The organism is Desulfoscipio gibsoniae DSM 7213 (assembly GCF_000233715.2).
Taxonomy (GTDB): Bacteria; Bacillota; Desulfotomaculia; order Desulfotomaculales; family Desulfallaceae; genus Sporotomaculum; species Sporotomaculum gibsoniae.
The window spans coordinates 3924326-3938099 of sequence record NC_021184.1 but is presented as its reverse complement, the minus strand read 5'-3'; the positions used below and the strand labels follow the sequence as shown (position 1 = coordinate 3938099).

Annotated in this window: 9 protein-coding genes; all 9 read left to right on the top strand. The window is 43.3% G+C overall.

Features of this window, described 5'->3' with window-relative positions:
• The first annotated feature begins 23 nt into the window (after nucleotides 1-23).
• The 9 genes from DESGI_RS25850 to DESGI_RS18425 all read left to right on the top strand — a co-directional run bounded on the left by DESGI_RS25850 (nucleotide 24) and on the right by DESGI_RS18425 (nucleotide 13723).
• Nucleotides 24-182, top strand: coding sequence for an exonuclease domain-containing protein (locus DESGI_RS25850; RefSeq protein WP_245561119.1), 159 nt, complete (start codon nucleotides 24-26; stop codon nucleotides 180-182).
• Nucleotides 183-629: 447 nt separating this feature from the next.
• Nucleotides 630-1514, top strand: coding sequence for a pyridoxal 5'-phosphate synthase lyase subunit PdxS (gene pdxS, locus DESGI_RS18460; protein WP_006520591.1), 885 nt, complete (start codon nucleotides 630-632; stop codon nucleotides 1512-1514).
• A 225-nt stretch (nucleotides 1515-1739) separates the two neighbouring features.
• Nucleotides 1740-2696 carry a radical SAM protein gene (locus DESGI_RS18455; RefSeq protein WP_006520590.1) on the top strand — a complete coding sequence of 319 codons (957 nt, stop codon included), beginning with the start codon at nucleotides 1740-1742 and terminating at the stop codon, nucleotides 2694-2696.
• 845 nt (nucleotides 2697-3541) lie between these two features.
• A complete protein-coding gene (locus DESGI_RS18450) occupies nucleotides 3542-4312 on the top strand; it encodes an Rpn family recombination-promoting nuclease/putative transposase (protein ID WP_245561231.1) in 771 nt (256 codons plus the stop codon).
• A gap of 947 nt (nucleotides 4313-5259) precedes the next feature.
• The gene (locus tag DESGI_RS18445) at nucleotides 5260-7554 is read left to right on the top strand and encodes a helix-turn-helix domain-containing protein (protein ID WP_006520588.1); all 2295 of its coding nucleotides are present in this window, start codon (nucleotides 5260-5262) and stop codon (nucleotides 7552-7554) included.
• Nucleotides 7555-8010: 456 nt separating this feature from the next.
• Nucleotides 8011-10125 carry a hydantoinase/oxoprolinase family protein gene (locus DESGI_RS18440; protein ID WP_006520587.1) on the top strand — a complete coding sequence of 705 codons (2115 nt, stop codon included), beginning with the start codon at nucleotides 8011-8013 and terminating at the stop codon, nucleotides 10123-10125.
• Nucleotides 10126-10152: 27 nt separating this feature from the next.
• Nucleotides 10153-12018 (top strand): hydantoinase B/oxoprolinase family protein, encoded by a 1866-nt coding sequence (locus DESGI_RS18435; protein ID WP_006520586.1) that lies wholly within the window; start codon nucleotides 10153-10155, stop codon nucleotides 12016-12018.
• 14 nt (nucleotides 12019-12032) lie between these two features.
• Nucleotides 12033-12344 (top strand): acetone carboxylase subunit gamma, encoded by a 312-nt coding sequence (locus DESGI_RS18430; protein ID WP_006520585.1) that lies wholly within the window; start codon nucleotides 12033-12035, stop codon nucleotides 12342-12344.
• Nucleotides 12345-12388: 44 nt separating this feature from the next.
• Complete coding sequence (locus tag DESGI_RS18425) at nucleotides 12389-13723, top strand: phenylacetate--CoA ligase family protein (RefSeq protein WP_006520584.1); 1335 nt, start codon at nucleotides 12389-12391, stop codon at nucleotides 13721-13723.
• Nucleotides 13724-13774: the final 51 nt, after the last annotated feature.

Genomic DNA, 13774 nt, shown 5'->3' with positions numbered 1-13774 from the left:
AAATCCGTAATAACTCGCGGTCTGTGCTTATCCAGGGAGGCAAGATTCAAAGCAAACAATCTTACCACCGGCTAGTCAATCCCTACCGTAACATCCCGGAAACCATCGTCCGTCTGACGGGGATCAGTCAAGGCCAAGTCAGGGAGGCCAATTCCATTTACCAGGTGCTTCCCGATTTTTAAGCTTTGTCGGGGAAAATGTACTTATCGGCCATACGGTTCAATTCGACCTCAATTTTTTAAATTGCAAGCTAAAGCCAACCGCACCAAAATTTATAACAAATTTCTTAACATTGCAGATCTGTCCAGGGTAATACTCCCATCTCTGCCGGACTATTCCCTGGATGGCTTACTGGTTCATTTTGGCATTGAGAAAGAAGGCAGGCATACCGCGATAGGGGATGCCTAGCTGGCAGCTAAAATCTTTCTCACTTTGTTCGACTTGGGCACTAAAAAAATATCGCCTGCTGCAGTGACCTGGACCATTGTTTAAAGATCAGAAGATGGTTCCGTCGCAATCCATACGTCTTTTATCAGGCCGCCAGGTAGATATTCCACAGATAACAATTCTCTTGATGATGACTTTAATTCTAACAATTTTTAGCTATCAGCTTTAAGGAGGCATTTTGCATGGTCGAAAAAGGAACCTGGACTGTTAAAAAAGGCATGGCGGAAATGCTAAAGGGTGGAGTGATTATGGATGTCACAACCCCAGAGCAGGCTAAGATAGCGGAAGATGCGGGTGCTTGCGCCGTGATGGCCCTGGAGCGTGTCCCGGCGGATATCCGGGCTGCCGGGGGAGTAGCCAGAATGGCAGACCCCACCATCATCCAGCGGATAATGGGTGCTGTAACTATCCCGGTCATGGCGAAAGCGCGTATCGGCCACTTTGTCGAAGCGCAGATCCTAGAGTCTCTGGGCGTGGATTATATTGACGAAAGTGAAGTGCTGACCCCGGCAGATGAAACCCACCATATCAACAAACATGCCTATAGAGTGCCCTTTGTTTGCGGTGCCAGAAATCTGGGTGAGGCGTTAAGGAGGATCAGCGAGGGAGCGGCAATGATCCGGACCAAGGGAGAGCCCGGCACCGGCAACGTTGTAGAAGCCGCCAGGCATATGCGGATGGTAATGGGTGAAATCCGCAGGGTTCAGCATTTGCCCAAAGAGGAACTTATGTCTGCGGCCAAGGAAATGGGTGCGCCGTACGATCTGCTAGCGCAGGTTGCCGAAATGGGTCGCCTGCCCGTGGTGAACTTCGCCGCAGGGGGTATTGCCACTCCAGCAGACGCCGCGTTCATGATGCAACTGGGTTGCGACGGCATCTTTGTGGGGTCCGGCATATTCAAGTCCAATAACCCAACTGCCCGGGCCAAGGCCATTGTGGCCGCCACCACCCATTACAACGACCCGCAAATCCTGACAGAGGTATCCAAGGATCTGGGCGAAGCCATGCCCGGCCTGGAGATAGCCACAATTTTGCCAGAGCAAAGGATGCAGGACCGCGGGTGGTAGGTTCAGTTGTCCGAATAATTTAAAAGATTTGGCCCGTAAGCATATAAAAATATATCGTTAATTGTAGGCTCTCGGGAATTAGAGTAGTTCTCGTGCCACAAGCGGTAGGAAAAGCCGCTTTCGCTTGTAGGACTTAGACATCAGACCCAGGTTACATTATTAATGTTCCAAATATTTGCAGAGAGAGACATCGTAAAAATAATTTGACATTGGAGGTAAAAATAAATGATTGTTTACGGGCCGGTGCCATCAAGACGCTTAGGCCACAGTATTGGAATAAATAATATTCCACCGAAGACTTGCTCATACTCCTGTATTTATTGTCAACTCGGAAGAACTGACAGAATGCAGGTAAAAAGACGTGAATTTTATAAGCCGGAAGAAATTTTTCATGGAGCTGAATTAAAAATTAAACAGCTCAATAGTAAAAATGAACATGTCGATTATTTTTCGTTTGTCCCTGACGGGGAACCAACTCTTGATATAAACCTGGGAACAGAGATTGACCTTTTGAGATATTTTGATATAAAAATAGCAGTTATAACCAATGCATCGCTTATTTGGATGGATGATGTAAAGGAAGATTTGATGAAAGCGGACTGGGTATCTGTAAGCATCGATGCTGTGGATGAGGATACCTGGCGTAAAATAGACAGGCCACACGGCTCATTGAGACAACAGGATATTTTTAATGGCATTATTGAGTTTTCTAAAACATATAAAGGCACACTTGTTACTGAGACTATGCTTGTAGACGGTGTAAATGATCATGATGCATGCATAAAAAAGGTGGCGGAGCATTTGGGGGTGATACATCCGAAAAAGGCTTATTTATTGGTCCCTACCCGCCCGCCAGCAGAAAACAGCATCAAAAGATCTTCAAGAGAGAGCCTTGTCAATGCTGCCGAAATCATTCGGAGCATATCCGGAGCGCATGTTGAATGCATAACCGGCGATGAAAAAGAAGAAGGTTTTTTCTTTAGCGAGGATATTGTCAATGATCTTTTAAGCATTTCATCTGTACACCCGGTTCGAGAAGATATTGTTAACGAAATTCTCGAAAAAAGGAATGTAGATAAAGCAGTGATAGACGATCTGCTAAAACGGGATATGATTGTTGAGTTTTTGTATGAAGGGAAAAAGTTTTACAGAAAAAACTTAAAAAATAAACAAAAAACATAAGGAAACGGCTTAACCGGAAAAATCGCATTTGTTTGAGAAAGGGTTGTTTTAATTGAAATAAATATTCTTATTTAAAAAATAAAAAATGAAGACTATTCTGGCCCGGGCCGAACATGGCCAAATGTTTGGCAACTCATGGACAACTATATTGTCAACTTCTGGACTTCATAGGGCAGCAATAACACCCCGCTCGATAAGCAACGCAGGGGCTATCTTAATAGAGGTGTATATTTATATTGCATTATTATCATTAATCAAAAATCAACTTTCTTCACGGGCGCTAGCTTGCAATATTTCCTGGGACTAAGTTCCACAGCTTTGTAACAAATCCGGGTGTCGCCTCCAGATTTTTCCAGGAAGGCTGAGGAACTATATCCTCGGTTTTTTTGTTTTTTATCGCCTTTATAATTGCTGGGCTTAATTGTTCTAACTCAAGTTTGGCAGTAACTACTCGGAAATATAATGGATCCAGGAATTTTTTAGTAATCATTCATATTTCGAAGGATTGCGAGATGATGTGGCAAAAACAACTGAATCTACATCTAGCTAGAACTATATAGTATTTTCCAATCCCCTCTGTCAACCCGGTTAATCCCATGATATAATACCAGTAAGGAAGTGAACAAATTGCCAGACCGAGGAAAAGTGGCACAAAAAACGCCTACCACCCTCACGACAAAGGATACAGGCAGCTACTGACTAACAAAAAGACTTTCCTGGAACTGCTACAGACCTTCGTGGCAGAGGGTTGGGTGCGTGAAATAAAAGAGGATGACCTGACGCTGGTCAACAAATCCTTCGTATCGTAGGACTTTAGTGCCAAAGAGGCCGACATAGTGTACAGAATGCGGCTGGGCGGAACCGAAATAATCTTCTACATACTCTTAGAACTACAGTCAACCGTAGACCACACAATGCCCTTCCGCTTGCTGCAATACATGGTTGAGATATGGCGGGACATCTACAAAAATACCCCGAAAAAGGAATGGAGACGCAAGAATTTCAAACTACCGCCTATTGTGCCCGCCGTTCTCTATAACGGCAAGAAAGGCTGGACGGCCCACCAAAGCTTCAGAGAGTACCAGTCGGGACACGAACAATTCCCCGGACGTTTACTTGACTTTTCCTACATCCTATTTGATGTAGTTCGCTATAGCGAGGAAGACCTGCACCGGGCAGCCAACGTGGTGTCCAGCGTATTCTACCTGGATCAGACTGTGGACCCCCGTGAATTAGTGTCTCGTCTCAGGAATTTGGCCGACGTATTGAAAGAAATGGACCAGGAACAATTCCGGCAAATAACAGTGTGGCTGAGGAACGTAATAAAGCGCAAATTGCCAGGATCACTGCAGAAGGAAATTGAACGTATACTAGATAAAACCGAGCCCCGGGAGGTGGAAAAAATGATCACCAACATTGAGCGGACGCTGGACGAGATGCAAAGGGCGGCTGAAGCAAGGGGAATGGAAAAAGGTCAAACAAAAGGCAAACTTGAAGGTAAAGTCGAAACAGCCAGAGCTGCATTAAGAGAAGGTTTAAATGTTGATATTATCTGTAAAATAACCGGACTGTCCCTGGAGACCATAATGGAACTAAAGAAAGATCTAGAAAACTAAAGCGAGAAGTGAGTTTGGCCTTTACCCCTGATAAAACGGGTAAGGGCATGTTGCATTCTCAGGGAAAAGTGCTCGGGATGGTTTTGGCCTGCGCTATGATGGTAAGTATTTACTCTTAACCAACTCAAAACTTTCCGCTGACCAGGTAGCCTTGGCTATAAAGACCTCTGGAAGGTATATATACTTATGTAAAATTAAAACCTTAGTTTTACTGGATTATAAAGTACTATAACAATCAATGATAAACATGTGACACAACCCGAAAATTGGCGCCCCTGACCGCGCTCGATAAGCGACGCAGGGGCTATTTTATTAGGTGAAACTATTATCTATGCTTATTTTTAATCAAAAATTAACTTTATTTCCTAGGGCTAAGTTCCACGACTTTGTAGCAAATCCGGGTGTCGCCTCAGATTTTCCAGGAAAGCTGAGGATCAAATGTCTCATAATTCAATATATTTTTTTGTTCATCTAATACTTAACTTCGAGCTGGTTTTTTACTGTTTCAGTGCGATGAAGCGTGCCACTTTGGAACGTTACTTTTTTAAGTTACACCTTTCGTAGACAATACGTTCAAAACAACCAAGGGAAGTTTTTTAATTGTTCCACGCCGGCAGTCAGCAAGATCTCAGGGCAAGAAAACAGCCTATGGTAAAGGGAAAAAATGCTTTGCTATAAATATTAGAAAATATGCAATTGCAATGCTAACATGGAAGGATAAATAAGTATCAAGACAAATATTATTAGGTAAGAAATTGGTAAAATGTGCATGTGCCAACTGCAGTTAGATAAGGCTTGACGAATCACCAGTGCTAAACAGGGATGGTTCTGCTGTTTATTGTTATAAACAGATTGCTGAACTTTGTTTTTACATTAAAGTTTTTTTATTTGAGAGTCATCGTTGATTAAGATTATGAGCAAAATGGCCGTTAATAGAGGTGTTAAATATGTATGAAAAACAACAACACCAGACAACAAATGATATAGAATTTCACTGTAACTTAGAATTTAATGAAGATCCACCCAAAGACATAGAAGACCTTATCAAGGTTATACTTTCTTTTTTAAAAACAAAAGCCGATGTAACTGTCTTTGTACTGTTGACGGAAAATAAAATTGGCCGGGCGTATATGGTCAAAAAGAATTTTGAACCAGAGCAGTTCAAAACTATAGCCATTCCCTCGGAAAAAAACTCACAGTTATATAACATCCTCAGTCAAAATAACGGTAAAACAAATTCTATAAAGGCCGAACTTATGCTGGATCTCTTTAGTGAAAGCGGCCATTATCCGGTAGTATTGTTGCACATGTTGCTAGCTGTAGAGCATATAGCGGCGGTAGCCCTAGCCGGTCATAAGGCAAGTCTTGTGTGGAATTTTACCGACCAAAGCATACTGGACATGCTAGGCAAGAACTTTGAGTTAAGCAAGACACAAAAGGAAAAAAGACTACTGTCCCACGCTCTGGAAAGCCTTTCTGATGTAAACAAGATTATCCTGGAAAACGGAAGTTTTGAATCAGCTCTGGCCAGTGTTTTTAATGGCGTAAACAACATTTTGGGGGCAGAGGGGGCCGGTTTTCTTTTTTATGACGAGGAAACAAAAAGTCTTACCCTGCAAAAGCCTGCTTTCGGGTCATATGATGACCAATTGATTAACCTTTATAAGGTTACGATCGAGGACGGAGGAAACGCAGTAAAGGTTTTTCAGAGTCAAGAACCTTATCTATCAAACAATGTGCCTGAGGACCCTCGCATAATTCAAAGTTTGGCAAGACTTTTTAATGTGCGAAACATTGTCAGCACGCCAGTTAAGGTAAGTAATAAGTGTATTGGGGTGTTTCACGTAATAAATAAGCCAGGTGGGTTTTCCAGTGGGGATCTAGGGATCATCAAGATGTTTGTTTCCCAACTGGCCATAGCACTTGAAAACGCATATCTCTATGATCGGGAAAAGAAAATGGCCAAGAGACTTCAGCGATTTATTGAATTAAACGAACGGCTTCTGCGTCTGGTTTTGAAAAGTGCTGGTATCCAGGCTATAACTAATACAATAGCCCTCTATTTAACTGCCGGGGTTATATTCTGCGACAACAGGCTAGTAAAAAGAGCCTGGTCGCCGCAGGATACCAATGAACTGAAAGACTTTGACCCTTCACAGTTACTAGATATGAAAGGAAGGACTTTTAAGCCTGGCAGCGGCGGATGGGTTCCTTTTAAACTACGGTATAAGGAGGACTTGTCCAGAGAAGTGGTCGCAGCCTCGATTGACGTTGACGGGAACCTACTAGGATATCTTTTTGTGATAATGGAGCCTGCCAAATATAACGAGGACTATCTTTCGGTCATCCAGCGGACAATACCGGTCTATGCTTTGGAACTGCTCAAGGAGCAAGTTGCCCGGGAGGTTATGCAAAATATCGAGGGTGACTTTGTAAGTGCCCTTTTAGATGGCAAGTATGTCGAAGAACAGATTTTCCGTCAGGCCTCAGGGCTGGGCTACGACATATCCATACCCCGCGTAGTAGTGGTTGCGGAATTAGACTCCAATGTTTGTCAGGGACAAAATATCCTAGTATCATTTTGGAGGCCTTCTCTTTATGAAATAAACCTTTACCTGAAGCATCACTACCCCCAAAGCTTTGCTGTGGCATTAAAGGAGCAATTGATTATTCTGCTGTCGTACAGCCCCTCACAGAAGTCAAGGGAACAGAATAGCCTGCTGAACACCGCGCAAATAATATGGAAGGAGCTTGAAAGAATAACTGGTAGGAAAGTGTACATAGGCATCGGACGTGTCGCTCAGGGAATAAAAGACCTAGAAGGTTCCTACAAAGATGCATTATTCAGTATTAAGTACATAAGGCAGACAAAACAGAAGAACCAGGTAGTTGCTTTCAGGGATCTGGGATTGTATCAAGCGCTAGTAGATGAAAACGCAGCCGGACATCTTTATAATCTTATGCAAGAGCTGTTAGGGCCGCTGTTGGAGTCAGACAAAAACAAGGGCACTACCTATCTGAAAACTCTAGACGAATACTTTACAGCAGGCTGTTGCATCAAGACAGCCGCGGAAATACTTTTTTGCCACGTCAACACCGTCCGCTACCGTTTGGGCCGCGCTAAAAAACTTTCCCGGATGAATGTAGACGATATTGAGCGTAGGTTTGACATGCAAATGTCATTACAAATAGCTAAGTTTTACTATCCTAATCTATTTGAGCATTCAAGTAGAAATGAATAAATTTAGATATAATAACTAAAGTTAACGGTTGCAAGTGTTTACTTTCCTTGATAAACATTGTGCCGTTATTTTCTTTATGGTTTTGAATTTACTATTGCCCTGCACATGAACTAAGCCCGAAATTAGCGGCTTTCAAAGAGTAATAATACCGAGTTTTAAGTATAAAGTTTTGTATTCCGCTTACAAAAGCACAGCATTAACTTTGTGATTTGAGCACCTACTAATATAACTAACTAGCGTTTATAATCTATTCATAAATATTTGAAAATTCAATTATTTAAGAACAGTAATTATTTACTAGACTTAGGTTTGAGTAAACATTTAAATTATTTTAATTCAAATTACTGTCAGGGCTTATATCTTTTTTTAAAAGGAGGCGAGATTAAATAGGATCCAGCTTGTTAAACGGAGCTAGCTGTGAAGTTAAAGGTAATACAAATGTGAGGAGGTTGCTGTATGAAAAATGAAGATACACACGTGAGAAAGTATTTTTTTCCAAGTATTGGTGTTGATACGGGCGGCACTTTTACTGACGTTGTAATAGTTGACGTAAATGGAAACGTAGCTATTGGAAAATCCGCAACAACACCGAAAAAATTGGAAGACGGTGTTTTGAACGCGCTAAAAGACGCCTGTGAGAAATCAAATTTTACGTTAGATAATGTTCTTCCCCGCGCGATGTCCTTTAAGCAGGGGACAACCATCGGCACCAACATCATGATTAACCGAAACGGGGCAAAAACCGGTTTAATTACCACTAAGGGTTTTGAAGATACGCTTCACTTTCAAAGAGGCGGCGGTAGAGTTGCAGGATTACAGGAGAGTGAAATCAGGCATCAGGCTGTCTGTCGTAAACCGGAACCTTTAGTCCCTAAATCTCTTATTTATGGTGTAACAGAAAGAGTCGATTGTTTTGCCAAGGTTATTATACCGCTTAATGAAGAAGAAGTCGTTGCCGCTGTTAAGGAGCTGGTCGGTAAAGGCGTGGAAGCTATTGCAGTATGCCTTTTGTGGTCTTTTGCCAACCCCGTTCACGAGAAAAGAATAAGACAAATAATAAAAGAAATAGCCCCGGAGGTATATGTCCAGATTTCCTCAGAAGTTGCCCCTGTCATTAAGGAGTACGGCCGGATGAACACTGTAGCCATTGATACGTATGTAGGTCCACCAATGATCAAATGGTACGAAATTCTGGCTAAAGAAATAAAATCAAGAGGTCATGATCATGAACTCTTAACCATGCAGGCGTGGGGCGGCGTCATGCCCTATAGTGAAATGAGTCCGATCGGAACTATCAACTCCGGTCCGGCCGGCGGTGTTTTGGCGACTAAGTTCCTTGCAGAAAATCTAGGTTTTAAGAACGTCGTTGCAACAGATGTGGGCGGCACCAGCTTTGAAGCGAGCGTTATTGCCGAGTGGCGGCCAGTTTTCCACCACGAGCCACTCATTATGAGATATCGGGTTGAAACACCCATGGTTGAAATAAGGTCAATTGGCGCCGGTGGCGGTACAATTGCCTGGGCGGACGACAGTGGCAGGTTAAGGGTCGGCCCGGTCAGTGCGGGCGCGGACCCGGGTCCCGTTTGTTATCAGATTGGCGGGACGCAACCTACAGTAACTGATGCCGATTTACTGTTAGGATACCTTAATGACGATTACTTTTTAGGCGGCAAGATGAGATTGGATAAAGCTGCGGCTCTGGAAGCATACAAAGAGCTGGGGACAAAAGTTGGCATGGATCCCATTGAAGCAGCAGCAGGTGTTTTTGATATCCAAAATGCCCATATGTCAGACATGTTAAGGGGGGTTGTGACTCAAAGAGGACATGACCCTAAAGATTTCGTTGTCTTCTGTTTTGGCGGCGGGGGGCCGCTGCATGGTTCATCATATGGTAAAGAGCTTGGGTTCAGTAAGATTTACATGTTTCAGCAATCTTCCGTTTTTTCCGCATACGGGATCGCTTTAACTGATATTGAGAGCTATGTTAATTACTTTGAACACCATCAAATGCCCATTGATCCGGAAGTGCTTTCATCCATTTATAAAGAATTAGAGGAAAAAGCGTATGCAAAAATGGCAAAAATGGGCTATGACAGGGATATGGTAGATATTAACCGGGAAATTTGCATGAAATTTGGCCGCCAGGTGCACATTGAAACAATTCCTATAGATAAAAAAGATCATTATACAATAAAAGACGTTGAAAAAATCTACAATGATTTCCTTGAACATTATCAGAAAGTATACGGAGAAGGAGCCGGATTTGTTGAAGCGGGTGTGGAAGTGCTTTCTTATGTGGTCAGGCCTTCCATTACTTCGGTAAAACCGATGTTGCCAAAGCACGCTTTGGGGACAAAGAGCTCCAAAGGAGCGTTGAAGGGAAAAAGGCCGGTTTATTTCAGTGAATATGGTGAATTCAGGGAAACAAATATTTATGACTATGACAAGCTAACAGCAGGAAATGTTATTGAGGGTGCGGGTATTATTGAGACATCGACTACTACCATGCTAATCCTCCCTAGTCAGGTTGCTACCGTGGATGAATATCTAAACGTGGTTATTGAAGGATAAATTCTAATAAGGAGGAGGTCTAACGATATGGGGAAGTTAAGCCCAGTTGAATTTGAAATACTGTCACACAGAATATATTCAATTATGAACGAAGCCAGGCAAGGTGTGATGAGGGTTTCCGGTTCACCCGTTGTTTGCGAGGCCGGCGAGTGTCTGTTTGCAGCTTACACGGCAGAAGGATATACATCAGTTACTGCCTGCGGGCTTATGCTGCATACGGTCGGTTCTCAGGGATTTGTTCAAAAAATTATTGAGGAAGAAAAGGAGTTTCCGGGTATCCATGATGGAGACATGTTTTACTATAACGATCCTGCCGTAGGTGGGATTCACGCGGCGGACCAGGCTATTTTGATGCCGTTATTTTATAAGGGAGAATTATATGGGTGGCTGGGTTCACTGACCCACACTCCTGAAACCGGTGCCATAGAACCAGGCGGGATGCCTCCAAGTTCCCGCAGCCTCGTGCATGAGGGTTTTCGTCTCCAGGGAGTGCGAATCGGTATTAACGGAAAGCTAGTTCCATCTGTTGTCAACACGATAAAAAGATCGGTACGCGACCCTGGTTATGTTATGCTTGATCAGCATGCTAAAGTTGCCGGGTTAAATATTGGCAAGGCCCGTATGACTGAAATGGTTGAAAGATATGGAATTGATACGGTAAAAGAAGTCCTTCAAGGTATGATCGACCAGTCGGAAGAATTAGCCCGGGCTAAACTAAGAGAGTTGCAAGACGGGACATGGAGGATTGTAATGCACGGTGATCATGACGCTGTGGATTATAAACATTGGAAAATTCAAATAGCTGTAACCAAAAAAGACGATGAACTAATTCTTGACTTTACAGGAACATCACCGGAAAATACTGGACCGATCAACTGTATGTTACCGGGTTTAATTGGTAGTTGCTTTGTGGCTATTGCCAGTCAGTTATTCTATGAACCCATGTTGAATTATGGTCTCATGAAGCCGATAAAAATTATTGCACCGGAAGGTTCCATGGTAAATGTTGGCTCGCTATCTCCCTGCTGTATGTGCCCGCCTTACCCGGGCTGCAGCGTTTCCACCGGTTTAACTGAATTGTTTGCCAAAATGTTTTATACCAGAAGGAAATACCATCAAGATATAAATTCCGGCTGGTCAACTAACATGATCCTACCTTTCTTCGGCGGTGTTAATCAATATGGTATTTCAACTGGAAGCATGTTTTTTGATTGTTTTGCCGGAGGTACGGGAGCCGGAATCGATCGTGACGGGGTAAACACAGGAGCTGCTGAAATGAACCTGGAATCCAACGTAGCTGACGTTGAAACAAATGAAATGGTTAACCCTATGATGTACTTATGGCGAAGAGAAGCGAAGGATTCCGGCGGTCCCGGCATGTACAGGGGCGGCGCAGGGTTATCTTACTGTCAGGTTGCGCATAACACCCCGGCACTGGTTGTAGGAAATATCGGCCAGGGCAGTCAGGTTTCAACGACTCCTTCCATGTGTGGTGCATACCCAGCTTGCAGTACGAAAACTATTACTGCCCGTAATATAAATTCTTTTGAGAGATTTGCCAAGGGCGAAGTGCCTTACACCCTGGAAGATGTATATAATATATTCCCTGATGCCGTCCAGGAGCAGCCCCCGCAAAGTCCGTGTGCGCCGCACCCCGACGGCAGCATCTGGGCAGTGGACGGCCAGGTTGCTGGAGGCGGGATTGGTGATCCACTCGATCGTGATCCCGAGCTGGTAAAAATCGATTTGGAAGATGGCTATATATCCGATAGGGCTGCGCTGGAAATATATTGTGTTGTTTTGGATCCGAAATCCAATAAAGTAGATTATGAAGCCACCAAAGCTGCACGAAGGAAAGCGAAAGAAAAGCGTAAAACCCTGGCCACGTTATAGAAGGAGGAGAAATAATGCGGATTCATCAATATTTAGAAATAAATGATAACAAGAAAATAAAATGCTTAAAATGTGGTCATGTTTTGTGTGACGCAAAAGAAAATTACAAAGATTATGCACCCAGAGCTGAAAAAGATCCGGCAAGTCTGCCAGGGATAAGACCAACGATGGGGATGCATGTTTATTATGAGTATTATTGCCCCAATTGCTATACGATGCTCGATGTTGAAGTTGCTGAAAAAGGTGCTCCGCCATTGTGGGACATTCAAATTAATATGGAAAATTATGTGGAGGATACAACAGCATCAGTATCAGATAAATCTTAAATTTTGAACTTTACTGAATTGTTATCCTTTTGGGAGGAGATAATGTGGCACAATACTGGAACCCGGAATTTGAAACAATGGTATGGCCTGAAATACAGTCATACTGGTTGAATGAAGTAAAAAAGTTGATTGAGTATGTTAAAAACAACTCTGAATTTTACAGGGATCGTCTTAAATTAGTTAATTCGGAAGATATTAAAACCATTGACTCTTTGTTGAAAATACCCCTGTTGACCAAAGACGATTTACGGTCTGCTCAAGAAAACTCAGACAGAAATAATCCACTGGGTCTTTTTCAAGTAGCCCCAACTGAAAATATTGTCCAGGTGGTTTCGTCTTCAGGCACCTCCGGACGCCCTGTTTATTACGGGGTCACGCGAGATGATCTCGATAACTGGAGGGATTCAATTGCAACCTTTTTCTTTACGGCCGGGATACGTAAGGAAGATGTTGTAGGACACGTTGTGGGTACCCCCATATTCGCCGGCGGAAGCCCTTACTTTGAAGGTATCAGGCATATCGGTGCCACCGGGGTTTGGGCCGGAGGCCAGGGTAGTACCCCCAGAACGATAAAAACTTTGAAGCACCTTCATTGCACTGCTTTGGTAGGAACTACGTCTTTTGACCGTTTTCTTGGAGAACACTTCCAAGAAGTAACGGGCCTTGAGGCAAAGGAACTAGGGGTGCTTAAAGTGTTGGGTGGAGGTGAGCCGGGGCTTGGTGAAGAATCAATCCGCCGTAAGGTTAAGGAGATCTGGAATGCAGCAACGGTACGCGAAATAATGGGTTTATCAGATGTTTTGCCCGGTATGTGGGCCGAGTGTGAAGAAGAGTCGGGTATGCATTTTACTGCTCAGAAGTACGTTATGGTTGAATTAATTGACCCTACAACAGGGAACCATCTGCCGTGGGAACCGGGAGTATGCGGGGAGGCGGTTTATACCACCATCCGGAGGGAAGCGACACCTGTTTTGAGGTACCGGTCCGCAGATTTAATTCGTGTTGAAGGGGTAACCTGTAATTGTGGAAGGACTTCTCCTAGGATCCGTTGTATTGGGCGGGTTGACGATATGTTGGTATATAAGGCAATGAATGTATTTCCTTCAGCAATTCGTGATGTGGTACTTAAGCACTTTGAGCCTTTTCTTACCGGGCATCTACAAATTGTCAAAGAAAACGCTCATCAAGTCCGATTTGATACAGCAATACCTGTAGATATTGAAGTAATAAGCTTAGAAGAAAATTTACCAGCTTTAAAGCAAGAAATAGAACAAAAAGTCAGGGAATTATTGAGTGCAAGGATTGAAGTAAATCTTGTTGCACCTGACTCCCTACCGAAAACAGAATACAAGACGCCTCTTATACGAGTGCGTGGCTAGAAGTTTGTCAGATTAAAATCTACAAAGCAGAGCAAGAACTCAAGCGTCCCT

What these genes read in the sequence shown, in the direction of transcription:
- pdxS (WP_006520591.1), top strand. Translation starts at nt 630, where the DNA reads ATGGTCGAAAAAGGAACCTGGACTGTTAAAAAAGGCATGGCGGAAATG.
- DESGI_RS18455 (WP_006520590.1), top strand. Translation starts at nt 1,740, where the DNA reads ATGATTGTTTACGGGCCGGTGCCATCAAGACGCTTAGGCCACAGTATT.
- DESGI_RS18450 (WP_245561231.1), top strand. Translation starts at nt 3,542, where the DNA reads ATGCGGCTGGGCGGAACCGAAATAATCTTCTACATACTCTTAGAACTA.
- DESGI_RS18445 (WP_006520588.1), top strand. Translation starts at nt 5,260, where the DNA reads ATGTATGAAAAACAACAACACCAGACAACAAATGATATAGAATTTCAC.
- DESGI_RS18440 (WP_006520587.1), top strand. Translation starts at nt 8,011, where the DNA reads ATGAAAAATGAAGATACACACGTGAGAAAGTATTTTTTTCCAAGTATT.
- DESGI_RS18435 (WP_006520586.1), top strand. Translation starts at nt 10,153, where the DNA reads ATGGGGAAGTTAAGCCCAGTTGAATTTGAAATACTGTCACACAGAATA.
- DESGI_RS18430 (WP_006520585.1), top strand. Translation starts at nt 12,033, where the DNA reads ATGCGGATTCATCAATATTTAGAAATAAATGATAACAAGAAAATAAAA.